The organism is Haoranjiania flava, assembly GCF_025631005.1.
Taxonomy (GTDB): Bacteria; Bacteroidota; Bacteroidia; order Chitinophagales; family Chitinophagaceae; genus Haoranjiania; species Haoranjiania flava.
In genome coordinates this window covers 102650-127758 of record NZ_JAOTPL010000002.1, presented here as the reverse complement: position 1 = coordinate 127758, position 25109 = coordinate 102650, and the positions used below count along the sequence as shown (strand labels likewise).

25 protein-coding genes and 1 pseudogene are annotated in these 25109 nt (G+C 43.2%); 13 read left to right on the top strand and 13 right to left on the bottom strand.

Annotation, left to right across the window (positions count from 1 at the left end):
* Nucleotides 1-169: 169 nt before the first annotated feature.
* Nucleotides 170-1486 carry a bifunctional folylpolyglutamate synthase/dihydrofolate synthase gene (locus OD355_RS02020; protein ID WP_263036775.1) on the bottom strand — a complete coding sequence of 439 codons (1317 nt, stop codon included), beginning with the start codon at nucleotides 1484-1486 and terminating at the stop codon, nucleotides 170-172.
* Nucleotides 1483-2073 (bottom strand): thymidine kinase, encoded by a 591-nt coding sequence (locus OD355_RS02015; RefSeq protein ID WP_317619103.1) that lies wholly within the window; start codon nucleotides 2071-2073, stop codon nucleotides 1483-1485. Before OD355_RS02015 ends, OD355_RS02020 begins: the two co-directional genes overlap by 4 nt.
* Nucleotides 2074-2194: 121 nt before the next feature.
* On the opposite strand from OD355_RS02015, the gene OD355_RS02010 reads away from it, so the two are divergent.
* Nucleotides 2195-2881, top strand: coding sequence for a hypothetical protein (locus tag OD355_RS02010; RefSeq protein ID WP_263036774.1), 687 nt, complete (start codon nucleotides 2195-2197; stop codon nucleotides 2879-2881).
* Here the strand turns inward: OD355_RS02010 and argH are convergent.
* A complete protein-coding gene (gene argH, locus OD355_RS02005) occupies nucleotides 2878-4209 on the bottom strand; it encodes an argininosuccinate lyase (protein ID WP_263036773.1) in 1332 nt (443 codons plus the stop codon). The genes OD355_RS02010 and argH overlap by 4 nt on opposite strands.
* A 250-nt stretch (nucleotides 4210-4459) precedes the next feature.
* On the opposite strand from argH, the gene nusB reads away from it, so the two are divergent.
* The 3 genes from nusB to yajC are packed head-to-tail and all read left to right on the top strand — an operon-like array spanning nucleotide 4460 to nucleotide 6276.
* Complete coding sequence (gene nusB, locus OD355_RS02000) at nucleotides 4460-5401, top strand: transcription antitermination factor NusB (RefSeq protein ID WP_263036772.1); 942 nt, start codon at nucleotides 4460-4462, stop codon at nucleotides 5399-5401.
* An 18-nt stretch (nucleotides 5402-5419) separates the two neighbouring features.
* Nucleotides 5420-5899, top strand: a complete 480-nt coding sequence (locus OD355_RS01995) for a DUF1573 domain-containing protein (protein WP_263036771.1) — start codon at nucleotides 5420-5422, stop codon at nucleotides 5897-5899.
* A 35-nt stretch (nucleotides 5900-5934) separates the two neighbouring features.
* Nucleotides 5935-6276: a preprotein translocase subunit YajC gene (yajC, locus tag OD355_RS01990; protein ID WP_263036770.1), complete on the top strand. Its 342-nt coding sequence runs from the start codon at nucleotides 5935-5937 to the stop codon at nucleotides 6274-6276.
* Between the two features lie 115 nt (nucleotides 6277-6391).
* Here yajC and OD355_RS01985 read toward each other — a convergent pair whose 3' ends face one another.
* The 6 genes and pseudogenes from OD355_RS01985 to OD355_RS01960 form a co-directional block, all read right to left on the bottom strand.
* Complete coding sequence (locus OD355_RS01985; protein WP_263036769.1) at nucleotides 6392-6808, bottom strand: pyridoxamine 5'-phosphate oxidase family protein; 417 nt, start codon at nucleotides 6806-6808, stop codon at nucleotides 6392-6394.
* A gap of 25 nt (nucleotides 6809-6833) precedes the next feature.
* Entirely contained in the window at nucleotides 6834-7073 is a 240-nt protein-coding gene (locus OD355_RS01980; protein ID WP_263036768.1) for a hypothetical protein, read from the bottom strand.
* Nucleotides 7074-7467: 394 nt separating this feature from the next.
* Nucleotides 7468-7722, bottom strand: a complete 255-nt coding sequence (rhuM, locus tag OD355_RS01975) for a RhuM family protein (RefSeq protein ID WP_263036949.1) — start codon at nucleotides 7720-7722, stop codon at nucleotides 7468-7470.
* A pseudogene (gene rhuM, locus OD355_RS01970) lies at nucleotides 7664-8385 on the bottom strand (RhuM family protein). The gene rhuM (OD355_RS01975) and the pseudogene rhuM (OD355_RS01970) overlap by 59 nt, the downstream one beginning before the upstream one ends.
* 251 nt (nucleotides 8386-8636) lie before the next feature.
* Complete coding sequence (locus OD355_RS01965; RefSeq protein ID WP_263036766.1) at nucleotides 8637-9071, bottom strand: RrF2 family transcriptional regulator; 435 nt, start codon at nucleotides 9069-9071, stop codon at nucleotides 8637-8639.
* Nucleotides 9072-9093: 22 nt separating this feature from the next.
* On the bottom strand, nucleotides 9094-10449 hold the full coding sequence (locus OD355_RS01960) for an alginate export family protein (RefSeq protein WP_263036765.1): 1356 nt from the start codon (nucleotides 10447-10449) through the stop codon (nucleotides 9094-9096).
* Nucleotides 10450-10655: 206 nt separating this feature from the next.
* Between OD355_RS01960 and nrfH the strand changes: the two genes are divergently transcribed.
* The 6 genes from nrfH (at nucleotide 10656) to cydB (ending at nucleotide 17367) form a co-directional block, all read left to right on the top strand.
* On the top strand, nucleotides 10656-11258 hold the full coding sequence (gene nrfH / locus OD355_RS01955) for a cytochrome c nitrite reductase small subunit (RefSeq protein WP_263036764.1): 603 nt from the start codon (nucleotides 10656-10658) through the stop codon (nucleotides 11256-11258).
* Between the two features lie 18 nt (nucleotides 11259-11276).
* Nucleotides 11277-12746 carry an ammonia-forming cytochrome c nitrite reductase gene (gene nrfA / locus OD355_RS01950; RefSeq protein ID WP_263036763.1) on the top strand — a complete coding sequence of 490 codons (1470 nt, stop codon included), beginning with the start codon at nucleotides 11277-11279 and terminating at the stop codon, nucleotides 12744-12746.
* Between the two features lie 20 nt (nucleotides 12747-12766).
* Nucleotides 12767-13996, top strand: coding sequence for a cytochrome c biogenesis protein ResB (locus OD355_RS01945; protein ID WP_263036762.1), 1230 nt, complete (start codon nucleotides 12767-12769; stop codon nucleotides 13994-13996).
* A gap of 2 nt (nucleotides 13997-13998) precedes the next feature.
* Nucleotides 13999-14829, top strand: a complete 831-nt coding sequence (gene ccsA, locus OD355_RS01940) for a cytochrome c biogenesis protein CcsA (protein ID WP_263036761.1) — start codon at nucleotides 13999-14001, stop codon at nucleotides 14827-14829.
* 109 nt (nucleotides 14830-14938) lie between these two features.
* Nucleotides 14939-16321 carry a cytochrome ubiquinol oxidase subunit I gene (locus tag OD355_RS01935; RefSeq protein WP_263036760.1) on the top strand — a complete coding sequence of 461 codons (1383 nt, stop codon included), beginning with the start codon at nucleotides 14939-14941 and terminating at the stop codon, nucleotides 16319-16321.
* Nucleotides 16322-16329: 8 nt separating this feature from the next.
* On the top strand, nucleotides 16330-17367 hold the full coding sequence (cydB, locus tag OD355_RS01930) for a cytochrome d ubiquinol oxidase subunit II (RefSeq protein ID WP_263036759.1): 1038 nt from the start codon (nucleotides 16330-16332) through the stop codon (nucleotides 17365-17367).
* Nucleotides 17368-17407: 40 nt separating this feature from the next.
* Here cydB and OD355_RS01925 read toward each other — a convergent pair whose 3' ends face one another.
* On the bottom strand, nucleotides 17408-17746 hold the full coding sequence (locus OD355_RS01925) for a hypothetical protein (RefSeq protein WP_263036758.1): 339 nt from the start codon (nucleotides 17744-17746) through the stop codon (nucleotides 17408-17410).
* 10 nt (nucleotides 17747-17756) lie between these two features.
* The gene (locus OD355_RS01920; RefSeq protein ID WP_263036757.1) at nucleotides 17757-18752 is read right to left on the bottom strand and encodes a sugar phosphate nucleotidyltransferase; all 996 of its coding nucleotides are present in this window, start codon (nucleotides 18750-18752) and stop codon (nucleotides 17757-17759) included.
* Nucleotides 18753-18910: 158 nt separating this feature from the next.
* On the opposite strand from OD355_RS01920, the gene OD355_RS01915 reads away from it, so the two are divergent.
* Together OD355_RS01915 and OD355_RS01910 are read left to right on the top strand one after the other, a co-directional pair.
* Nucleotides 18911-20188: a serine hydroxymethyltransferase gene (locus tag OD355_RS01915; RefSeq protein ID WP_263036756.1), complete on the top strand. Its 1278-nt coding sequence runs from the start codon at nucleotides 18911-18913 to the stop codon at nucleotides 20186-20188.
* Between the two features lie 446 nt (nucleotides 20189-20634).
* On the top strand, nucleotides 20635-21522 hold the full coding sequence (locus OD355_RS01910; protein ID WP_263036755.1) for a DMT family transporter: 888 nt from the start codon (nucleotides 20635-20637) through the stop codon (nucleotides 21520-21522).
* Nucleotide 21523: 1 nt separating this feature from the next.
* Here the strand turns inward: OD355_RS01910 and OD355_RS01905 are convergent, their stop codons facing one another.
* The gene (locus tag OD355_RS01905; protein ID WP_263036754.1) at nucleotides 21524-21814 is read right to left on the bottom strand and encodes a hypothetical protein; all 291 of its coding nucleotides are present in this window, start codon (nucleotides 21812-21814) and stop codon (nucleotides 21524-21526) included.
* 87 nt (nucleotides 21815-21901) lie between these two features.
* On the opposite strand from OD355_RS01905, the gene OD355_RS01900 reads away from it, so the two are divergent.
* Nucleotides 21902-23932 carry a thioredoxin domain-containing protein gene (locus OD355_RS01900; protein WP_263036753.1) on the top strand — a complete coding sequence of 677 codons (2031 nt, stop codon included), beginning with the start codon at nucleotides 21902-21904 and terminating at the stop codon, nucleotides 23930-23932.
* On the opposite strand, the gene OD355_RS01895 is transcribed toward OD355_RS01900, so the two are convergent.
* Nucleotides 23922-25049 carry a 5-(carboxyamino)imidazole ribonucleotide synthase gene (locus OD355_RS01895; protein ID WP_263036752.1) on the bottom strand — a complete coding sequence of 376 codons (1128 nt, stop codon included), beginning with the start codon at nucleotides 25047-25049 and terminating at the stop codon, nucleotides 23922-23924. The genes OD355_RS01900 and OD355_RS01895 overlap by 11 nt on opposite strands.
* Between the last annotated feature and the right edge of the window lie 60 nt (nucleotides 25050-25109).

Genomic DNA, 25109 nt, shown 5'->3' with positions numbered 1-25109 from the left:
AGTGATCATAGTGATCATAGCCGCACACAAAATCCAAGAGTATTTGCTGCGCATATGTTTAATTTGATTGCTGCCGCGAGCTTTAGTAAAGAATAAATTCACTGCAAGATTAGCGTGCTTACAACAGCAATACAATCCCGCTTTTTCAGGGTTTTTTGTTTAATAGAAATCAGTGATCTGTTACAGATGTAACGCTGTGCACACCGCTCACTTCCGCAACAACAAACACACTGCCGCAGATCAATATCATATCATCCGGAGTGGCATGATGCTTAGCGGCATTCAGGGCATTGCTTACAGAGGCATATGCACTGCCTTGCAAGCCGTGCGTTTGCGCCAGTTGGCGCAAGTCATCTTCCTGCATAGCGCGCGGCAGATTGGCTTTGGTGAAATAATAAACAGCTTCTTTAGGCAGCAGCGACAGCGCAGCATTCACATCCTTGTCTTTTACAAAACCAACCACAATGTGCAATTGCTTATAGTTTACATTCTGCAGGTTTTCTGTTATTTGCCTTATACCGTCTTCATTGTGGCCAACGTCTGCTATGATAAGCGGCTTTTCCTGTATGAGTTCCCATCGCCCGAAAAGGCCGGTAAGTTTTTTTGTATTGGCCAGGCCTCTATGCAATGCTGCTTCTTCAACAACAAATCCTTTCTTCTTCAATTCATCTGCCGCAGCAAGCACGGTCAGTAAATTTTTTGACTGGTACAAGCCGGTAAGGTCAAGCCGGTATGTTTGTTTCGCCTGTTGCTGATCTTCCACGTCAACTTCCAGGAAATGCAGGTATTGCCTGCGGCCGGCGATGGTATATTTTTGCTGTGCATAAATAACGGGCGCGTTTTTTTCTTTGGCCTCAAACTCAAATACAGCCCGCGTTTCAGGCAGCACAGCGCCTATCACCACAGGCGTATAAGGCTTAATGATCCCGGCTTTAGATGTAGCTATCTTCTCAAGTGTATTACCTAATATATTTACATGATCCAGTGCTATATTGGTGATCACTGACAGTTCGGGTGAAATAATATTGGTACTGTCAAACCTGCCGCCCAGGCCGGTTTCAATCACAGCTATATCCACTTTTTTTTGTGCAAAATAATCAAAAGCCATAGCCACGGTGATCTCGAAAAAGGAAGGCTCAACCTGCGGGATATGCTGCTGCATCTTTCGGGTAAAGTCTATCACGAACTGTTCTTCACAGATGGCGCCGTTCACACGGATCCTTTCACGGAAGTCTTTGAGGTGCGGTGATGTATACAATCCAACCGTATAGCCTGCTTCCTGCAAAATTGCGGCGAGCATATGGCTTACCGACCCTTTGCCGTTGGTGCCTGCAATATGAATGGTTTTGAAGTTCCTTTGCGGATCACCGAGCAGCGCGCAAAGTTCCAGTGTATTGGAAAGGTTATTTTTCAGGGCAGACTTACCCACTTTGCTGAACATGGGAAGCTGTGCGTACAAATAATCAATGGTTTCAGCGTAATTCATTCTGTTTCGTTTTCTCTTAAGCCCTCATTGTAGCAATTTCTGCAGCGCGGTTCATACAAATCTTTTTCACCCAGCACTAACTGCGGGCCTTTGTTTACTTTGCGAAAAGAATGATTGGCAAGGCCGCCGCACTTCATACAGATTGCGTGCAGCTTGGTGATGTATTCTGCTACAGCCAGCAGCTGAGGCATGGGGCCGAAAGGGTTGGCGAGAAAGTCTGTATCCAGGCCGGCAACGATTACACGAATACCTTTGTTGGCAAGCATCTGGCACACATGCACTATATCCGCATCAAAAAACTGTGCTTCATCAATGCCTACCACATCTACATCTCCGCAAAGCAATAAAATATTTTGCGACTTTTCTACCGGTGTGCTGTGAATCATATTTGCATCGTGGCTTACCACATTTACTTCATCGTAACGCGTATCAACGGCGGGCTTGAATATTTCTACCCTCAGGTTTGCGAATTGTGCACGCTTCATCCTGCGGATCAGCTCTTCGGTTTTGCCGCTAAACATAGAGCCACAGATCACTTCAATCCATCCTCTTTTTTCTTCCCTGAACAAAGTAGGCTCTATAAACATCTGCCAATTTTTTTTCTGTTGAACACTTCTAAATTTACTTTAAAATTCTATTAGTAGCGTGTAAAATTAAGATTTTAAGAAAATACTTTTGTAACTTTATTCTTATTTGAATTTTGTGCAGATGGATACAAACAAAGCCAATAACAAACAGCTCCTTATAGAGAAGTTATACCAACAATTACAGGAAAATGCTGATGACAGTAAAATACTGATCACCGCACAGTTGCTGGTATCTACGCTGCAGAGCGATTCAAAAAAAAGCCATAAAGGCATTACAGTTGTGTCGCCGGGCTATACAAGCGCTGCGGCTACACAGATAGTTGCTGAAGAGCAAACTGCCAGGCCGCAACAGGCTGAAAAAACGCCTGCGGAATCTCCTAAGCCCAATCCTGAAAAAAAGAAACCGCTCCACAGCAGGCTTATTGAAAAAGAGCTGTCTTTCTTCCAGATTTACAAAGAAGATGAAAAACCAAAAACGGTGCAGCAGTCCCTATTTGGCGAAACACCGGCACCGGCAGTTGACCTGAACGAAAGACTTAAAAGCAACAAGCGCGAAATCGGCGAAAGCCACCCCATCAGGGACTTGAAATCAGGCATCGGCATCAATGACAGGTACCTTTTCATCAACGAGCTGTTTCGCGGCGATGCCACTGCCTACGAGCGCAGCATTCTTACCATCAACAATTTTAGTTCTTTAAAAGAAAGTACAGACTGGATAGAAAGAGAACTGCGCATTACCTATTTCTGGGATGAGAACGACAAGGTTGTAAACCAGTTCCTGCAACTGGTAAAAAGAAGGTTTGCCTAACACAGCAGCCTGCCAATGGCCGTATGGTATGTTTCGAAATCAAATGACGACAGTACTTTGCGCATGTTATCCTCTATTTTATCGTTGCATAGATTTCCTATAGAGCCTTCGTGAGTATGATGTATTTGAGTTGAGTACTCAAACTTGCCGGCTTCAATATCTAACCCTGTTTTTTTGTATGCATCACGGAAAGGCACACCCTGCAAAACCAGCTTGTTCACCTCTTCCACGCTGAAAATATACCTGTATTTTTCCTCTTCCACAATATCTCTGCGCACTTCCATATGAGAGATCATCAGCTCAGTCATTTGGATACAATCGCGCAAAATCTTAAAGGCAGGAAACAGGTTTTCCTTCAGCAATTGCAGGTCGCGGTGATAGCCGGAAGGCAGGTTGGCAGTCATTAGCATGATCTCATTGGGCAAGGCCTTCAACCGGTTGGAATAGCTGCGTATGAGCTCAAATACATCAGGGTTCTTTTTGTGCGGCATTATACTGCTGCCGGTAGTAAGCTCCGGCGGAAAGCTGATGAATGCGAAGTTCTGGCTCAGATACAAGGTAGCATCCATAGATAGTTTGCCGATAGTTTCAGCAATGTTGGCCAACCCCATTGCTGTGATGCGCTCTGCCTTACCGCGCCCCATTTGCGCATACACTACATTATAGTTAAGGCTTGCAAAGCCCAGCAGTTCTGTAGTCCTGGTCCTGTTTATCGGAAAGGAAGATCCATAACCGGCTGCCGAGCCCAGCGGGTTTTTATTGACCACGTCGTAAGCGCTTTTTAAAACCGTAAGATCATCTACGAGGCTTTCGGCATAGGCGCCTAACCATAACCCGAATGAAGACGGCATGGCAGTTTGCAAATGTGTATAGCCGGGCAGTAGCACATCTTTGTATTCATTGGATTTGCTGATCAGCAGTTGAAATAATTCGTTTACCGAATGCACAACGTTTTCAATTTCACTTCTTAAAAAAAGCTTTACATCTACCAGTACCTGGTCATTACGGCTGCGGGCAGAATGTACTTTTTTACCTATATCCCCCAAAGCTTGCGTTAACAGAAATTCTATTTGCGAATGTACATCCTCTACATCCTCTTCTATAGTAAAAGTACCGTCAACAGTGGTTTTATAAATGTTTTTCAACTCAGCAACCAGCGCGTTCTGCTCACTTTGTTCCAGTAATCCTATTTCTGCAAGCATGGTTGCATGTGCTATATTGCCCAACACATCATAGGGTGCAAGCATTAGATCAAACTCCCGGTCTCTGCCTACAGTAAATTTCTCCACCTCTTTTAATGATGCCGTATTTTTAGTCCAAAGTTTCATTCGGTTTTATTTATTTTATGGTGCTTCACATCGGTATCGCTACAATGATGGGTAAACAATATTCTTAAATATACATACCTATTCGTTCACTCACCTGCTTCAACGGAAATACCGCCTGCCAGGCCTGCCTGAAAATCATTTCAGACAAAAATAAAATATTTTGGCAAGCTGCGCTAATACAGCATCATTTATATTTATGCATACAGCTTTTTCTCTTATCTTTGCGCATCGAAAAAAGTTCTTAGTGTACATGGTAAACAGAAGAAATATCAGGATCAAGGTGATGCAACTGCTATACTCTCTTGAGACAATGCAATCAGGAGAAAATAAATCAGGCAGGAATGCAGAGAAAGAACTGACAGGCAGGTTGGAGCTCTCCAGGAAATTATTGTTTTATATTTTACACTTCATTACGGAAATAGCGCAGTATGCCGAGATAGACGCAAAGCAAAGAGCATCCAGGTATATTGTAAGGGAAGCTGATAAAAATGTAAATATCAAAATCGCGGGCAACGAAATAGTATGGGCATTATTCGAAAGCGAAGCTTTTAAAATGGCCGTTTCTCAGGATAAGCTTTCCTATGAAGAAGACAAAGATCTTATCAAGAAAATCTATATCCAGCTAACGGAAACAGACGAGTACCAAAGATACATACTGGAAGAAAGCCGCAACAGGAAAGCAGAAACAAAAATACTCCAGTTTATTTTCAGCGATCTTTTATTAGGCAATGAAACCTTTATTTCACTGCTTGAAGAAAAATTCGAAAACTGGGACGATGACGGCGAAACAGCCGTCGCCACCGTAATGCACCTGCTTGATAAACCAAGAAGCCTGAAATACAACCTGGTTGAATTTATCGGCAAAGACAAACTGGACTATGCCAAAGACCTGCTGCGAACCGTTCTGGAAAAAGATACGCATCTCACCGAACTGATAAAACCTAAACTGAACAACTGGGACGAAGACAGGATAGCGCTGATAGATATGATATTGCTTAAGATGGGCATTAGTGAATTGTTGTACTTTGAAACAATTCCGCCGAAAGTGACCATCAACGAGTATATAGATATTGCTAAAGAATACAGTACCGAGAACAGCGGGCAATTTATCAACGGTACACTCGACAGCATTAAGAAAGACCTGGAAGCGCAAAACAAAATGAATAAAATTGATTTTAAAAAAAATAAATAACCCTTCAATCGTTTATTGATGAAATCGCTCAGATACTTATCTATACTTGCTTTCAGCGGATGTGTTTTTTTTGCTTCATGCAACAGCAACAACGACAAAGCCGGGGAGGCTGACTCCCTGCAAACTACACAGGATGCGCCTCCGATGCAACCCGAACCTGCGGTGATTGAAAAAACTACCCTGTCTTTTAAAGACACGCTCATTGACTTTGGCGTAAAACCACAGGGCGAGGTGGTAAAACTGGTTTATAAATTTAAAAATACCGGCAACAAACCACTGATCATTACTGACGTTGCGCCAAGCTGCGGTTGCACGGTTGCTGACTATCCCAAACAACCAATTGCTCCCGGCGGCGAAGGAGAGATTGTTGCCGAGTTCGACACCAACAGGAGCGATAAAGGCACGGTACAAAAACTGATCACCGTACGCGCGAACGATGCTACAAGGAATGAATTTCATCTGTTATTGCAGGGAACAGTAACAGAACCCAAATACTAATCAATCATTTTATTTAATTTAAAAACACACAAACTATGTATCCAGTATTATTAATGGCAGGCCAGGGCGCACAAGGCGGCAGCAGCATGTCTCTGTATTTCATGATAGCTATAATGGTGATCTTCTGGCTGTTCATGATCCGCCCGCAGGCAAAGAAAGCTAAAGAACAGAAGAATTTTATAAACAATGTGCAGAAAGGCGATAAAATTGTGACCATCGCAGGCATCCACGGCACTGTGAGCAAGATCAATGAAGACGGCACTACCATTATGTTAGAGACCAACCCGGGCACTTACATTAAACTGGAAAAGTCTGCCATCAGCATGGAATGGACCAAAGGCATTACACCTGCTACGCCGGTAGAGACAAATAAATAATTGGTCTTTTAAAAAAAGAGGCTGTCTCAAAGTCCGAGACAGCCTCTTTTTTTTGGTAAGGGTGATGAAGAAAGTTTTTGTTTAAGCGATTCTCAACGCTTTCATTAGCGATTCTCTATCTTCTATAAATCCCGTCGCCGGCTTTACCCCAAAACTGAATTCTTTCAGCAGTAACTTTTATCAGGCATATTCCCGGTGTTTCTGTTCCTTCAGGAAACCAGCGTTCAAGGTCGGGCAACCATTTTTCTTCTATCAGCTTTTTTGTGTGTATAATGCTCGCCGTGCCATATACTTCCAAAAATAGCATGTCATCCGTTTGAAAGACAAGCATAGTTTTTGGATTTTGCTCTATATGCTTTGCTTTGTTGCTATTGTCATAAGAAAAAAACCAGGAATCTCCATCATATTCAACCTCTCCATTATTGCTCATTGGACGACTGTGTAATGTGTTTCTTCCATCACGTGTTATCATCATGCAGAAATCAAGGTTTCTCATTTGTTTTGCAACGTCTTGCAAGCTTACCTCTTTCATAAGTGTCTGTTTATGGTTACCTGAATTAGTCGTTGCCTTCAACTTTTACAATTTTGTTATATATACCCATTATCAGAAATGGCGCCGCCCACTGGCCCACAAAAAGTGCCCTGTTATTTTGTTTTGCAACTTTTAAACCAAGAGAAATGGCCATACTTGCCAATGCCAATCCAAGGTAAACTGTAGATGGAAGTTTGGCTGTTTGGTTCTCAATTGCTTTTGTCATTTCACCTTCCTGATGAGAGGTGTTCTTTGTAATGTTCATTTTTAAAGTTTTTAATAATTAGAAATTGTGTTCGGGAATTGATCAAACAATTATTTAACCATATATTCCTAAAATTGATTGTTTAGCCCGTTTGCTTAAAATCATATTAATTATCAATCAGTTAGGGTGTATTAAATTTTTCAAAAAATTGTTTTAACGTCTTATTGCCATTGATCACCTGTTGTAGAATGATAGATTTAGTGCTCTATATCAATGCAGATAGTTGATTTGCCATATACTTTATATTGTTATTCTTGCCTTACAAAATTAAAACCGGGCCGCTCCAAGAGCAGCCCGGTTTCATTATGCAGTAAAAGTGTGATCTGCAAAAATTATAATTTCAAAAAAACTTCTTTTTCATGAATGCCTCTGGTGATTTCAATGTGAATACTGCTTAGTCCTTGCGGTGTTTTAAGGCTTCTTCCAGGTTTTCCAATTCCAGTAGATCTTCGTAATCTGCTTCTTGCGCTTCTTGGTTTTTTCTATTATTGTCATATTTCTCATAAATTTTTTTTACCATTTCTTCCATTTGAGCGTTGCTGATACTTCCGTGGGCACTCAGCAGCCTGCGGTCGTTAAATTCAATAATCCTATCTACATTCTCGCGCCAAAAGCCCATCGTGATATCCTGCCTGTTCTTGCCCGCAATTCTGCAGTTTCCAGGAACACCACAACAAACGGTTGAGGCTATCTATTTCATCTTTAGTAAGATAATTTTTAGCAATAAAAATATCCTGCTTTCTCACAACAGAGCCTTTCCAGCTGGTCAGGGCCATATTGGCTTGCCCGCATCGGCACGGCTAATGATAATTTCCGCTGCTGTTTGACCGGTAATGGCGTAAAGCAATTTATTCTGTGTCTCGGCAAAAAACATTTGAGTTGCCTTGTCGGTCTTATCATAATCATTACTCAAGGCAAACAGATCGCGCACTTTTTGATAAAATCGTTTTTCGGAAGCACGGATGTCACGGATACGTGCAAGTAATTCATCAAAATAGTCAGGCCTGCCGTCAGGATTTTTCAATCTCTCATCATCCATCACAAACCCCTTAATCATGTACTCTTTAAGATTGCGATTTGCCCATTGCCGGAACTGTGTTCCCCTCTTGCTTCTAACGCGGAAACCAATTGCCAGGATCATATCCAGACTGTAAAAAGTTACATCATAACTTTTGCCATCCGATGCAGTTGTAAAGCAATTCTTTACAACTGAATTTTGATCTAATTCACTCTCTTCTAATATATTAGCAACATGTTGGCCTATATTTTGCTTAGAGGTGTCAAAAAGTTCAGCCAACTGATTCTGATTCATCCAAACCGAGCCATCGCGGGCATATAAAGCAATAGAAACTTTACCGTCCTGCGTTGTGTATATAACTATTTTTTGTTCGTTTTGCATAATAAATCTGTTATAAACTAAGATAAAATGTATTGATGTAGCCTTCTTGCTGATACCACTAAAATAATAAATTTTCTTCTCATATCTCCGGGATATAAATTAAAACCGGGCCGCTCCAAGAGCAGCCCGGTTTCATTATGCAGTAAAAGTGTGATCTGCAAAAATTATAATTTCAAAAAAACTTCTTTTTCATGAATGCCTCTGGTGAGGTCTTTCAGGGAAGTATTCATTAAGAAATTTGTGATCTCATTGCGTATGGGCTTAAACTTAGGGTGCGCAGGGCATGGCTTTATATCTGAACAAACATCCAGGCCAAGCACGCAATTATGAATGAGGCCATTGCCGTCAATGGCCTGCACAATAGCCAGCAGAGAAATATCTTCCGGCTTGTTGTGCATGATACAAAAGCCCCCGTTAGGGCCTTTGATGGAGTTTACAATTTTATTCTTTGCCAGCGTCTGTAGCGTTTTGGCAGTAAAGGCACGGGGCAGATGCGTATGCTCAATTATTTCATTAATGGTTACATAGCGATCTTCTGAAGAGTTAAGCGCAATCCAGATACAGGCCTTAATCGCATATTCAGCAGCGTTTGAAAACATAACGCGAAATTATCAATATTTGTTAGAACCTTGCAAAAAATATTTTCGGGTTGATGTTAATGCTCAGCCATGCCCAGTCCTGGTACTTTCTTGCATCGGGTGTATTTTTAATAAACCGCAGCGTAGACGTATGGAAGTACGTGCTGTAACCGCCTGACAGCCCTACCATGGGGTGTACCTGGTGCATGAAGGTAAGATCCAGCTCTGTACCAAGATCCCTGGACATTTTTTGATTGCTATTGTTTACATCTGCAGCAGTTCTGAACATATGCGCTGCTAAAGAGATATTGGTTTTTGCAGCAGCTTTTACAGCAAAATTCAGATACATGTCCAGCAGACCTGGCGTGTTGGGCCCTGCTACATAGAAGTAATCCATTGCACCATAAAATTTATGATGTGTGCCATATAAAGGATCAAAGTAATTGGTTTTGTCAGCAGAAACATTAGCAGGATCATCCCCGCTGAGATAGTCAGCCCCTGCTGTAATACCTACAGGTTGTGATAACTGGTAGCCTATGGAGCCTGACAACATATAAGCACTCTTTTTCCTGCCAGCGGCATTTTTACCGGTTTGATAATAAGCTGACAGATGGTTTTTCCACTGGCCGTAATTGCCAAACCAGTTAGCGCCAATTGTCTGCATATTGTATTGTTTTCCGGGTATAATATTAGGAAGCTCTGCCACATCGTTTTTAAACCCAAGGTTATTCAGCAATACGGAAACATACGATTTTTCACCTACGAAAAATTTACCGTGCAGCATCTCCATATGTTGATAGGGCTGTGCATCTATTGGGGTAAAATACTGGCCTGCCGGGTTGTTTACATTCTTGCCGAAAGCTTTATAGTTCTGATTGTAAGCAAAATAGGCCTGCAGCTCAGCCACACTGCCATCTTTCCAGCTGAAGTTCAGTGCGTCATGACTTCTTCCTGCGGGATGCCAGTCTAAACCCCCGAATATCCTCTCATCGTCCAGCGCAATTGTCTGTCTGCCTATTTTGGAGCGGAAATTTTCACCAAGCTTTATATCGCCGTAAGCTTCAAATACAGAAAAATTCCCGGATGCAGGCGTTATGGCCTGTACCTGTGCATCCTGCCCCCATACATTGATGTTTTGTGCAGATATGCGTAATGTAAGCTTGTCTGAGTTTGCATAATCCATCGTTAACCTTGTGCGGTTATTGATCAATATGGCAGACGCCTCTCCTTGCTGTAGCGGCCTGTATGCGCCGTTGCGGTATTCCGCCCGCGGCCTTATCTGCGCGGAAACAGAGAACGCATTCTCCGCTTTTTCAGTTTTTAATTCCTGGGCAAAAATAGCTGTGCTGCAAAAAAGCGCACAAGCCAGCATGATCAATCTTGCGGTACCACTTGTCATTGTAGTTTGTTTTTTTATAAATAAATCCTTTTTTGTCTCGATTTGCAAAGCTATAGGTTATTCATTTTTAAAACAAAAAATCACTTACCCTAATTCAAGCATAAAACATGATATATATCATGACAAATAACTGACAAATAATTTTGCAGGCCGGCTTTTGGTGTATAATTTTGCCGTATTAAAAGATAATTTTATCCTTTATAATAATGTCAGAAAAAACGAGCAATACACATACAAAAAGACGGGTGCCTAAATTCCTGATACCGGCGCTGGTAGGCGTAATGATCGGCCTAATGGGATACATATTTTACATCTCCAAAGCCCACTCCTACCTGTCAGACAATCCGCGTGCCTGTATAAACTGCCATATCATGGCGCCGGAATATTCTACCTGGTTTCACTCTTCCCACGGCAGAAATACGGTTTGTAATGACTGCCATGTGCCGCACGACAATTTTTTCAGGAAATATTATTTCAAAGCCAGCGACGGCATCAGGCATGCAAGCATGTTTGCCTTAAGGCTTGAACCGCAGGTGATCAGGATAAGGAAACCGGGTGAAACTGTAGTGCAGGAAAACTGTATACGCTGCCACAGCCAACTAAACAGCGTGGTAGGCACAGCAGAAGTTACGGCAAAAATGGCGCATGAAGACAACGGCAAACTTTGCTGGGAGTGCCATACAGATGTGCCGCACGGAAATGTAAGGGGCCTGAACTCTGCACCCAATGCGCGCGTGCCGCTGGAAGAGCAGCCGGTACCCGAATGGCTGCAAAAAATGACAAACACAAACAACACAACAAATAAATAACAATAAACCTACTGAATAATGAAAAGAAAGAATTGGTTAGTTGTAGCAATTTTAGCGCTTGTAGTATTTGGCCTTGGTATGCTGGCCAACTCTATCATGCAGCGTCGTGCAGAATCGCAACACCTATCAAGAGCAGAAAATAATTTAAAGCCTTTTGAATCGGTGAATGAAGCCTGGGAAGAATACTATCCGCGCGAATACCAATCGTGGAAGCAGACAGCCGACACCACTTTCCGCTCCAAGCACATGAGCAGCAACAACGACGACCTGCTGGCCCAACGGCCTGAAATGGTGATCCTTTGGGCAGGCTATGCGTTCTCTAAAGACTACACGGCTCCTCGCGGCCACATGCACGCCGTAGATGACATTGTGCATTCCCTGAGAACCGGCGCTCCCAGCGATACAAGCAAAGGCCCTCAACCTTCTACCTGCTGGACCTGCAAAAGCCCAGACGTACCCCGCATGATGAACCAGGTAGGCGTGGAAAATTTCTACAAGGCTTCCTGGTCAGATTATGGAAGTGAAGTGGTAAACCCCATTGGTTGTGCGGATTGCCACGACCATAAAACCATGAACCTCACCATCACAAGGCCGGCACTGGTAGAGGCTTTCCAACGCGAAGGCAAAGACATTACCAAGGCTACACACCAGGAAATGCGTTCGCTGGTTTGCGCGCAATGCCACGTAGAATATTATTTCAAAGGCGACAGCAAGTACCTGACTTTCCCCTGGGACAAAGGTAAAAAAGTGGAAGATGTAGAAGCTTATTACGACACCATCAACCACGTAGATTTTATACACAAACTCAGCAGGGTGCCCATCCTGAAAGCACAGCATCCTGATTTTGAACTGTTCCAGCTGGGCATACACGCTCAGAGAGGTGTATCCTGCGCGGACTGCCACATGCCTTATAAATCTCAGGGCGGCATCAAATACACTGACCACCATATCTCCAGCCCGCTTGCCAACATGAACAATACCTGCCAGGTTTGCCACAGGGAATCTGAAGGCGTGCTTACACAGAATGTGTACGAAAGGCAGGATTATGTTTTTGACCTGAGAAATAAACTCGAAAAACAACTCGCAAAAGTGCACTTCCAGGCAAAATTCCTTTGGGACAATGGCGCACAGGAAGCCAGCATGAAGCCTATATTACAACTGATCAGGAAATCTCAATGGCGCTGGGATTACATTACTGCATCTCACGGAGCATCTTTCCATGCCCCCATAGAATCTCAGAGGGTATTGGCAGACGGCCTGTATTATGCTATGCTGGCAGAAACAAACATGAACAGTTTAACCGATAAAATGAAAATAACCGCTACATTTGCCATGCCGGATATCAGCACCAAAGCTAAAGCACAAACTGCTATTGGGCTCGACATGGCGAAAGAGCATGCTGCGAAAGAGCAATTCATAAAAAATGTTGTACCACAGTGGCTGCAGAAAGCCAGACAAAAAGGATTGCTGGTTTCAGCTAAAAACTAAACCGCAACTGACTGACCAATATGAATTTTAATAAACAATTTCACAAAAAATACCAGTACAGAAATTCAATATACATTACAGCCGGCTTACTGATCATCGGTTTTTTATTGCAATACTTTATGGGAACCATTTCAAAAGAATGGTTCTCTTTTCCCAATAACCTGTTTGTAGGGCTGGCTTTTATCGGCATACTCACCACCCTCTTTTTTTTATACAAGCAGCGTGAATCTATCAACCTGCTGAGCAGCGTGCCTTTTGCACTGGTCACGACCATAGTGCTGGGGGTGCTCACCATCGGCCTGGGCAGCATACACCTGGACCCTGCCAATAAAAATACCCACCCTGTTTTACTCAGAATGGGACTGGACAATATTACTACAACCTGGTATTTTGCGCTCATTTTTTTAATGGTGCTTACCAACCTGTGGCTGGCAACACTGAAAAGAGCATTGGTGTTCCAGACAAAGAATATCACTTTTTTACTGAACCATTTTGGCTTGTGGTTAACTTTGTTTGCAGGCGTATTGGGCCAGGGCGATCTTACACGCCTCACCATGACGCTGAAGAAAGATACACCTGAATGGCGGGCTACAGATGAATACGGCAACGTGGCAGAACTGCCGATAGCGCTTGAACTGAAAAACTTTAATATTGATATTTACCCCAATAAGGTTTATATTATAGACCGCGAAGGCAATCCTTTACCTGCCAGTAAACCGCAAAGTTTTTTACTGGAGAATGACAACAGCAGCCACACCATTTTAGACTGGAAGATCACGCTTAACAAATACCTGCCGAATGCAGTGCCCGTAGGTGATGATGAATATGCTGCCAATCCGATGTGGGGCGCTACAAACGCTGCCAACATTACCATAGAAAATATTCTGACAAAAGAAAAGCATACACAATGGATAGCAGCAGGCAACTTCCAGTTTCCGCCGGTAGCTAAAATACTGGACAGCAGCCATACACTGGTGATGGCTCCGGCCGAAGCCAGAAGATTTGAATCTGATGTAGTGATCTATCAAAAGAATAAAGACGAAATACGGGAAGAGAATATACAGGTAAACCACCCCGTAAAAATTGACGGCTGGAAAATTTACCAGACCAGCTATGACGAGCGCCTTGGCCGCTGGTCAGATGTGAGCATTGTAGAACTGGTACTGGATCCCTGGCTGCCGCTGGTGTACACAGGCATCTTTATTCTGATGGCAGGTTCAGTGGCTTTTCTTATTAAAAACAGGAAATAATTATGTGGCAATACTTTTCATACATCGCTTTTACATCAATCGCTCTCTGGGCTGTTTCGGCCATTCTTATTTATGCCAGAAAAGGCAGCCTGAACACCATAGCTATACTGATGCATGCCTTAGCCACATTGATCATTGGCGCATTCATTACAGCGCTGTGGATATCGCTGGAAAGACCTCCGCTGCGTACGCTTGCTGAAACGCGCATCTGGTATACCTTTTTTATGGGTGCAATCGGCCTGGTGGTGTACAGGATGTACAGGCAAAAATGGATGCTGAACTATGCAGCGCTGATGGCCACGGTATTTTTACTGGTAACGTATTTTAAGCCGGATACCATGAACAAAACGCTGATGCCTGCTTTGCAAAGCGTGTGGTTTATCCCCCACGTGATCGTGTATATATTTGCTTACGCAATGCTGGGCATGGCCACGGTTGTAGCACTTTACGGGTTATACCAGCATAAGCGGCCCAACCGGTCAGCTATCGCCGGCATAAAATACAAGCCTTATGCACCGGAAGAAACTGTGCTGATCGTAGACAGGCTCGTAAATGTAGGCTATGCTTTCCTAACGTTCGGCTTACTGTTTGGTGCGCTCTGGGCAAAGGAAGCATGGGGCCATTACTGGACCTGGGACCCCAAAGAAACCTGGGCATTTATTAGCTGGCTTGGCTACCTGGTTTATATTCACTACCGCTACAAATACAAAGACAAGGAGGCAACCACTAACTTTTCCATTATCATTATAGCGTTTATCTTATTGATGGTTTGCTGGTTTGGGGTCAACTACCTTCCTACAGCCTCTATGAGTGTGCATACCTATTCGGGATAACACAATGTTGTTCGGTATTTCGTAATAATAGCGTCATTTTCCATTGTTGATGATAAATTAACTATACCAGGGCGATTTTGTAATATCTTTGTGCCATAATCTCATAAAGATGGATGTAGAAATTCTTGCCCGAATACAGTTCGCTTTTACTATTGCGTTTCATTATATTTATCCGCCATTGAGCATTGGCCTCGGCCTGCTGATGGTGGTCTTCGAAAGCCTTTACATCAAAACAAAAAATAAACAGTACGAAGTATTAACCAAATTCTGGACAAAGATATTTGCACTTACGTTTGGCATTGGGGTGGCTACGGGTATTGTAATGGAGTTTGAGTTTGGCACAAACTGGGCTACGTATTCGCGCTATGTAGGCGATATTTTTGGTAGCGCTCTGGCTGCAGAAGGCATCTTTGCTTTTGCATTGGAGAGCGGCTTTCTGGGCGTGTTGCTTTTTGGCTGGAACCGCGTGAAACCCTGGGTACACCTGCTTTCTACCATCGGTGTGTTTTTCGGCTCTATGTTTTCAGCAGTGTGGATCGTGGTTGCCAACAGCTGGCAACAGACCCCTACAGGCTATAAAATTGTAGGTGAAGGTATGCAGGCGCGGGCAGAGGTTACAAACTTCTGGGAAATGGTATTTAACCCGTCAAGCGTTGACCGCATTATTCACGTATGGCAGGGCGCATTCCTGGCGGGTGCTTTTTTAATTTTAAGCGTACATGCTTATTATATTTTAAAGAACAGGCATGTGGAAATATCTAAGAAAGCGTTCAGGATCACCTTGGTTGTAGCTACTGTGTTTGCACTGAGCCAGTTGATCTCCGGGCATAGCTCGGCAGAAGTGGTGGCAGAGCACCAGCCGGCAAAGCTTGCAGCGCTCGAAGGGCATTTTGAAAAATCGGCTCCCGCAGACATGTACCTGCTTGGCTGGGTAAATAAGGACCAACAAAAAGTTTACGGGCTAAAAATCCCGGGCGGCCTTTCTTTCCTGCTACACCAAGATTTTAATAAGCCTGTGACAGGACTCAATGCTTTTGATAAGAAAGACAGGCCATCGGCAGTAAATGCTATTTTTCAATTTTACCACATCATGGTTGCTATTGGTATATTCCTGATAGCGTTAACCTTGTTTGCCTGCTACCTGTGGTGGAAGAAAAAATTGTTTGATAAACGATGGCTGCTATGGGTATTTGCACTTGCAGTGATACTGCCACAGATAGCCAATCAGGTTGGCTGGTATGCGGCAGAAATGGGCAGGCAGCCATGGGTTGTTTACGGTTTATTGCGTACCAGCGATGCCTTATCCAAGTCTGTAGAAGCAAACCAGGTATTGTTTTCACTCATTTTATTCATGGTCATTTATACCTTGCTGCTGTTTTTATTCCTTTACCTGCTCACCAAAAAAATCAAGCACGGCCCCGATGATGAGCACCTGGAAGACTTAAGGCCGCACCAGCATGAAATAGCCGATGTAATTATCAGAAATAAATAAACATTATTATGTCAACTTTTTTAGGAATAGATTATCCCACTCTCTGGTTTCTGGTCGTAGGCGGACTTTTCTCAGGCTATGCCATTCTTGATGGCTTTGACTTTGGCGCCGGCGCATGGCATCTTTCCTTTAAAAAAGACAAGGATAGAAGGACAGCCTTAAACGCTGTAGGGCCCGTGTGGGACGGTAATGAAGTATGGCTTGTGATCGGCGGCGGCGCTTTATTTGCAGGCTTCCCGGTATTGTATGCCAGCCTGTTTTCTGCCATGTACATTCCTTTCATGCTGTTTTTAATGTTCATTATCTTTAGGGCTGTATCCATTGAATTTCGGGGGAAAGAAGAAATGAGATGGTGGCGCAATACCTGGGATGTGGCTTACTGCATTTCCAGCATCATGCTGGCCTTTTTACTGGGTGTGGTCCTGGGAAATGTGTTGAGAGGTATGCCGCTTGACAAAAATCATGAATATATAGGCGGCCCTTTCTTTGAGTTTCTGCATCCTTACACCATTGTGGTAGGCATCACTACCTTAGCGCTTTTTATGACCCACGGCGCCATTTACCTGCTGATGAAAACGGAAGGCCAGCTTTATGAAAAGCTGATCAGGCTGGGTAAATTCGGGAATATTTTTTTCATTGCCAGTTTTTGTGTAATGTCGTTCTACACGTTTATCATTTCCCCAAACATTGCAGATTCTTTCAAAGAAAACCCATATTTACTGGCCCTGCCGCTTGCTACCATCCTGAGCATCCTTAATGTACCGCGGCTGGCAAGTAAGAAGAAATTCAAACAGGCTTTCCTGTTTTCTTCACTTACCATCAGCTTGCTTTTACTATTGGTAGCAATAGAACTTTACCCGGTATTGCTTCATTCAACCATAGACCCGGCCAACAGCATTACAGTTTATAATGCAGCATCCTCCAATAAATCTCTGGGTATAATGCTTACAATGGTAGCCATCGGCGCACCGCTGGTGATCTCTTACACTGTATTTGTTTACAAAACTTTCAGAGGCAAAGTAAAGCTTGACGAAACCAGTTATTGATGTGAATATTCATCGCGGCGAAGAACTTATAAGGATAGAGCTATAACCCATGCTGCTCAAAATACAGCAATATATGGTCTTTCAGGAAATCTTCCTGCTCAAATAAAGACTGGATCTTAATTTCTTTGATCTGTGAAAAATGCGGCCAGCCGTCCTTATCCTTTCCTTCAAACTTATAGTAACCGCTGGATAGCAGCAGCGTGCAAACAGCTACGTGCATCAGATCCTGCTTTTGTTCCTTGGTAATTTTATGCGGCATAAAACCCGTCTCCTGTATGCCTATGAGAAAAAGTATGGTTTCCATGTCAGGCTTTTTGCCGAACTTCTCTGCCAGCTTAGCTTCCAGGTTCCACCAACGTTGCTGCAAATCCTGTATCATTAAAATATTTTTATTTATTAAAATCAATTTCTGTATTGTCGCCTACATTCAGGCTCTTACCTGAGCCATGCAGGCTTACATCACTCCCAATGAGGGAATTATAGATCACCATATCTTCGAGTTTGGCGTAGGAACCAATGATGGAGTCCCGTGCAATGGAATTGCTGATAATGGTATTTTCCCCTACCGAAATATGCGGGCCTATGATAGAACCTTCTATCACGCAATTAGCGCCTATGCTTACCGGTGCAATGATGATGGACCTTTCGGTGGTCACGCTCTCATGTATCCCCATGCTCTGGTGCTTCAGCAGGAAAGCATTTGTTTCCAGCAGTGTATCTTTGCGGCCACAATCGTACCAGCGCCGCACCCCGAAAGATTTCATGCGCACACCTTTAGAGATCATGCATTGCAGTGCATCTGTAAGGTGGTATTGTCCGTGCGTTTTTATGTTGTCGGAGAAAAGTGTATCCAGGCATTCAAACAATATATTGGTTTCTTTGATCCTGTACACACCCACCAGTGCAGTGTTGCTCATAGGTATGGCGGGCTTCTCTTCCAGGTGGGATATATAGCCATCAGCTTTTAGCTGTACCACACCAAAGCCGCGCGGATCGTCGACCCTTTTTACCGCGATCATGGTTTTATCTGCATTAATTACTTCAGCCACATCAAAATCAGTGATGGTATCGCCCATGACAATGATCAGTTCATCGTTGGCTACAATTTCTTTAGCAAGGATAATGGCATGGCCCGTACCCTCTCTTTTGTCCTGCTGTACAAAATGGCAGATAAGATCCGGATATTTTTCGTTTACGTGCTCCTGTACTTTTCCACCCAGGTAACCAATAATAAAGATAAACTCTCTGATGCCGGCATTTTTTAATTGCTCTACTGTAAAATCAAGAACAGTTTTTCCTGCTACCGGCAGCAATGCTTTGGGTTGGGTGTATGTATGAGGCCGTAACTTTGCGCCGGTGCCTGCAACCGGTATTATTGCTTTCATCCGTTAGAATTTATTTTTTTCTACACACCATAGGTTATGTATACGTTGTGCGTTGTATGTAAGAGGCAAATGTACAAAGTTTTTATTCGCCATGCAGGTGGCGCGGCGTTTTATAGAATTATTTGGCTATTTTTGTTATTCTTAAAAATACATCCTCTATGCAAAGAGATACCCCAATTTTTGACTTATTAGCCAAAGAATTACAACGCCAGAGAAGCGGCATTGAGTTAATAGCTTCAGAAAATTTCACCAGCCTCCAGGTGATGCAGGCCATGGGCAGTGTTCCTACAAACAAGTATGCCGAAGGCTATCCCGGAAAAAGGTATTACGCAGGCTGTGAAGTAGTAGATGAAATGGAAAACCTTGCCATTGACCGTTTGAAACAAATATTCAACGTGGAGTATGCCAACGTACAACCGCATAGCGGCGCACAGGCAAATGCAGCAGTGCACCTGGCAATTTTAAATCCCGGCGATAAGATTTTAGGGCTTGACCTAAGCATGGGCGGACACCTTACACACGGCTCCAATGTGAACTATAGCGGTAAATTGTATGAAGCGCATTTCTACGGTGTGCAAAAAGAAAACGGACTGGTGGATTATGAAATGCTTGAGCAGAAAGCGCGCGAAATAAAACCCAAACTTATCATTGTAGGCGCCAGCGCTTACAGCCGCGACTGGGACTATGCCAGGGTAAGAAAAGTGGCTGATGAAGTTGGCTGCCTGTTGATGGCCGATATTGCACACCCTGCAGGCCTCATAGCAAAAGGATTGCTCAGTGACCCGTTTGATCATTGCCACATTGTTACTTCCACTACCCACAAAACATTGCGCGGCCCACGCGGAGGCATCATAATGATGCGCAAGGATTTTGAAAATCCCTGGGGGCATAAAGACAATAAAGGCAATACCAAAATGATGAGCCATCTGCTGGATATGGCAGTATTCCCGGGCATACAGGGCGGGCCTTTAATGCACGTAATAGCTGCAAAAGCAGTAGCTTTCGGTGAAATTTTATCAGACGATTATACACAATATGCGCACCAGGTACAAAAGAATGCACAGGCTTTGGCTGCTGCATTTGTGGCCAGGGAATACAACATCATCAGCGGGGGTACAGAAAACCACCTGATGCTGATAGACCTGCGCAACAAGAATATTTCCGGCAAAAAAGCAGAACAGGCTCTGGTGAAAGCCGAGATTACTGCCAATAAAAATATGGTGCCCTTCGACGATAAGTCAGCATTTGTTACCTCCGGTATACGTTTTGGCACTGCTGCCATCACCACACGCGGCATGAAGGAAACAGACATGCAGTTTATTGCAGATGTGGTAGACAGGGTATTGATGAACAGTGAAGATACTGCCACCATAGAAGCTGTAAAAAAAGAGGTAAACGCATTTATGGAACAGTTTCCTTTGTATCCGGAATTATAATTTTAAAAGAACTTACCAACGCCTATACGTTTTTATGCGTATAGGCGTTTTTTATTCTGTTTACATGAAGCTTAAATAGAAAATTTACAACTGCCGGGTTGTTTTTGGTTGTACTATTAATTATTTTCAAAAAATTTACGGCTCTATTTAAATAATTCACTAATCGCTTACCTTTGCCTACCATTTTTTACCAGGAGAGCATGCATGTATATTTGGCGATCAAACGGCTCCAGTACATCCTAAAACCTGGTAAAGAAATAAGGTTAAATGCGCATGAAATGTCCATAAGAATTTTGAGTAGATTTTTACCAAACATGCTGGAAGTTTTATGGTAAATTCCATGTGCTCGCAAAAACAAAAACATATACATATGTAACAAAGCATTCTTCCCGATAGCTACCGGGAAGAATGCATATCCGGCCATTCAAACATTAAAAGATTTACGGATGAAATTAAGAGTAAGAGACTGGATCACACTTTTCCTGCTATCTATAGTCTGGGGCTCTTCTTTTATTCTTATAAAAAAGGGTGTTGCTTCCTTTACCCCATTCCAGGTAGGCGCCATCCGTATGACATTGGCAGGGCTGATGCTGGCGCCAACTGCCTATCGTTTCAGAAAAATATTTCCCAGGAGACACCTTAAATGGATTTTGCTGGCAGCGCTTACCGGCAACCTGCTGCCAATGTTTATTTTCCCGTATGCGCAGGAGCATGTGAGCAGCGCTGTTGCGGGCGTATTGAACTCTACACAATCCATATTCATCATTACGCTTGGCGCAATCTTCCTGAAAATGCATTCCAGCCGCGGAGAAATTATCGGCGTGATCATGGCATTCATCGGCGTATTGCTTTTATTTGTGGGAGGTGAAAAAAGTGCAACTTCACAAGACAGCAATTGGCTTTATTTTATCCTGCTGCTTCTGGCCACCGTGTTTTATGCCATTAATACATTCATTACAAAAAGGCGTATGCGCGTACCTGCTATTGCCTGGGCATCTTACATTGGTGTGGCGCTGATCGTGCCGGGAGCCATCACTTTATTGATCACAGGTTTTTTTCATAATTTCAATAGCTATCCTGCGCGTTGGGAAGGTTTGGGATATATCTTTATTCTTTCCTTTTTCGGTACTGTACTTGCCAATATTTACAATTACAAACTCATTAAAGACACATCGCCGTTGTTTGCCTCAAATGTAGCCTTGCTGTTGCCGGTGGTGGCACTTTTCTGGGGGTATGTAGACGGAGAGGCAATAGGCTGGCTGCAAATACTGGGTTCTGCCATGATCGTTGCAGGCCTGTACTTCTCAAGAAGAGTGAAAAAGCCGGTAAAATAAATTACTTTCTGTTTTCCTTTACATAGGTTTCTTTACACTGCGGAGAACAAAAGCCGTAATTTTTCCCGTTGATCACCGCTGTATCAGTAATTCCTGCACTTAAAGGCATCATACACACAGGATCTTTATCCATCGCAAACTGCACATTTGTGTATAAATGGCTATTGTCTTTACCACCCATGGTATGATCTTCTTCTACCTCAATCTCCGGAGTATTCTTTACCTCGTTGTTCTGGTTAGCGCAGGAAGTAAAAAGAAAAGCTGCCACAATAAAACTGAATGTAAATTTCATATTTAAGGTTTTATTATTGTTATTATTGAATACGGTTGTTCAAAGTTAGCGTATATTGAGTGTAATATCAACCGAAACAATTGTAAAATGCCTAACCATCTTATTAACGAAACAAGCCCTTATCTTTTACAACACGCACATAACCCTGTGGACTGGTACCCGTGGGGCGAAGAAGCACTACAGAAAGCAAAGCTGGAAGATAAACCAATACTGGTGTCTATAGGTTATGCAGCCTGCCACTGGTGCCATGTGATGGAGCACGAAAGCTTTGAAGATGAAGAGACGGCAAAGCTGATGAACGCCTTTTTTGTAAATATAAAGATAGACCGGGAAGAACGCCCTGACCTGGACCACATTTACATGGATGCATTGCAGGCGATGAGCGGAAGTGGAGGCTGGCCTTTAAATGTTTTCCTTACGCCGGATAAGAAACCTTTCTACGGAGGTACGTATTTCCCGCCTAAACCATACTACAACCGGCCTTCGTGGAAAGATGTGCTGGTAAGTATTCACCAGTATTACACAGAAAAAAAAGAAGAAGTAATACAGCAGGCCAATAAGCTTACAGACTATATAAAAAATGCAAATACCCTCAACGCCAACAAAACCAATGCCCTGCCGTTGAACGAAGAAATGACGAGGCTTATCACTGAAAACATTTTACAATCAGCAGATAAAAAATGGGGCGGCTTTTCACGGGCGCCTAAATTTCCGCAAACCTTTGCCATCCTAAACTTATTAAGGGCCAGCTATTTTCAGAAAAACGAAGCTGCTTTGCAACAGGCTTTGCTAAGCCTGGATAAAATGATCAGCGGCGGCATCTATGACCATGCAGGCGGAGGTTTCTCGCGCTACAGCACTGATGAATACTGGCTTGCACCTCATTTTGAAAAAATGCTGTACGACAACGCTTTGCTGGTAGAAACACTTTCGGAAGCTTACCAGTTGACAAGAAAAGAGCATTATAAAAAAACCATTGAAGAAACTATTGCTTTTGTTGAAAGGGAATTAATGCATGAAAACGGAGGCTTCTTCTGCGCGCTGGACGCGGACAGCGAAGGCGTAGAAGGCAAATTCTACACCTGGACCAAAACTGAAATTGATGAAATACTCAAAGAAGACAGCCGCCTGTTTTGCAAAGCATACAATATCTCTGCTGAGGGCAATTGGGAGCACACCAATATACTCTGGCTTCCGAAACCTTTGGAGCAAATAGCGGATGAAGAACAAACAGACAAAGAAACAATAGAAACAGTTCTTGCACGATGTAAAGAAAAATTATTCAATAAAAGAACGGAAAGAGTGCGCCCGTCCACAGACGACAAGATCATCTCAGGCTTAAATGCGCTGATGATATCTGCGCTCTGTAAGGCTTATGCAGCGCTGGGTACAGAACATTACAGGACACTTGCAACAACTACCATGCAGTTGCTTGAAAAGTATTTATTCACTCAAACCGATGGCAAATGGAAGCACACTTTTAAAAACGGCGAAGCAAAGATCAACGCCTTCCTGGACGACCTGGCTTACCTGGTGAAGGCATATATTGACCTGCATGAATGCACTGCCGATACTCACTACCTGCTAAAAGCAAAAGAACTTACTGCGTTTGTAATACATCATTTTACCGATGAAGAAAATATACTTTTTTATTTTACAGAAGCAGGCAATACAGATGTTATCCTAAGAAAAAAAGAAATACATGATGGCGCTACGCCTTCGGGAAATGCAGTAATGGCCGGCAACCTGCAACATTTGTCTATAGCTTTTGATATGCCGGAGTGGAATGAGCGCGCATTGCAGATGTTGCAATCCATAGGCCATGCAGCTATACAGCACCCTGTGTCTTTTGGTGTGTGGTGCCTGGTGGCGCAGAAATATGTGTACGGTATCAATGAAATTGCCGTGACCGGAAAAGAGGCCGGTGAAGCAGCTAAAAATATTTTGCACAGGTATATTCCGCACAAAATTCTTTTTGCATCTAATATAGAGAATGAGCAATTCCCTTTACTGGCAGGCAAAGAAATTGCTGAAGAAACAAGAATATACCTTTGTAAAAACTATGCCTGCAGCGCGCCGGTAACAACAGTTGAAGAGCTGATGAACGCTATGGCTTAGCCACCACACGCAAAGTGCTTTTGATCTTATTGGCCAGGTAGGTAAGCTCTGCAATATTTTCGCCCAGGATAGTTGCGTGCCCCATTTTACGCCCCGGTTTGGTGTGTGTTTTTCCGTAAAGGTGCACAAAAACTTTATCCATTTTCAGCACTTCTTCCAAGCCTTCATACACAGCTTCGCCGTCAAAGCCTTCTGCGCCCAGGATATTTACAATGGCCGATGGCAAAATAGGGTCTGTATTGCCTAAAGGATACTGCAGCATAATGCGCCACAACATATCGTACTGGCTTGAGTAGTTGGCTTCAATTGTCTGGTGGCCGCTGTTGTGTACCCGCGGTGCAGTTTCATTTACATATACATCCTGATTGCGGTCTACAAAAAGTTCTACCGCAAAGATGCCCGGGCTATCCAGTTTCTGTACCACTTTCTGCGCCATGGCCTCGGCTCTCCAAAGCACTTCTTTCTGCACTCTGGCAGGAGCCAATTGAAAATCGAGGAGGTTGAGTTTTTTGTCGAACATCATTTCTACCGGCGGGAAGAACACCAGCTCACCCGTGTCGCTCTTGGCAACAATTACAGACACCTCCTTTTCAATATCTACCAGCTTTTCCAATACAGATGGCGCGTCAAACGCTCTGTCCATGCCCCTTTCATCATATATAACCTCTACGCCTCTGCCATCGTAACCCCCCTGCCCCAGCTTATGCACCGCCGGAAAAAGGCTGGTATTCTTTTCAACATCTTTTTTGCTTTCGGTGATCACATAATCGGAGGTAGGTATTTCGTTGTCTTTATAGAAATTTTTCTGGATGATCTTATTTTTGATGATCCTGATGGCTGATGGCCTGGGATATACACGCACGCCGGCTTTTTCAAGCGTTTCCAACGCCTCTACATTTACTGTTTCAATCTCTATTGTGATGGCATCAAGATCTTTTCCGAAATCAACTACATCATCATAATTTTTTATATCGCCTTTGATAAAATGATGACACAAATGTGCAGCCGGACAAGCTTCATCATTTTCCATTACATATGTTTCCACTACATAATTTGCCGCTGCCTGCAACAACATTCTGCCGAGCTGCCCGCCACCAAGTATCCCGATTTTTTGCATAGATATCTATTGAAGAGAAAGCGCAAATTTAACTATTGCTAAATATTTTTATCTAAATAA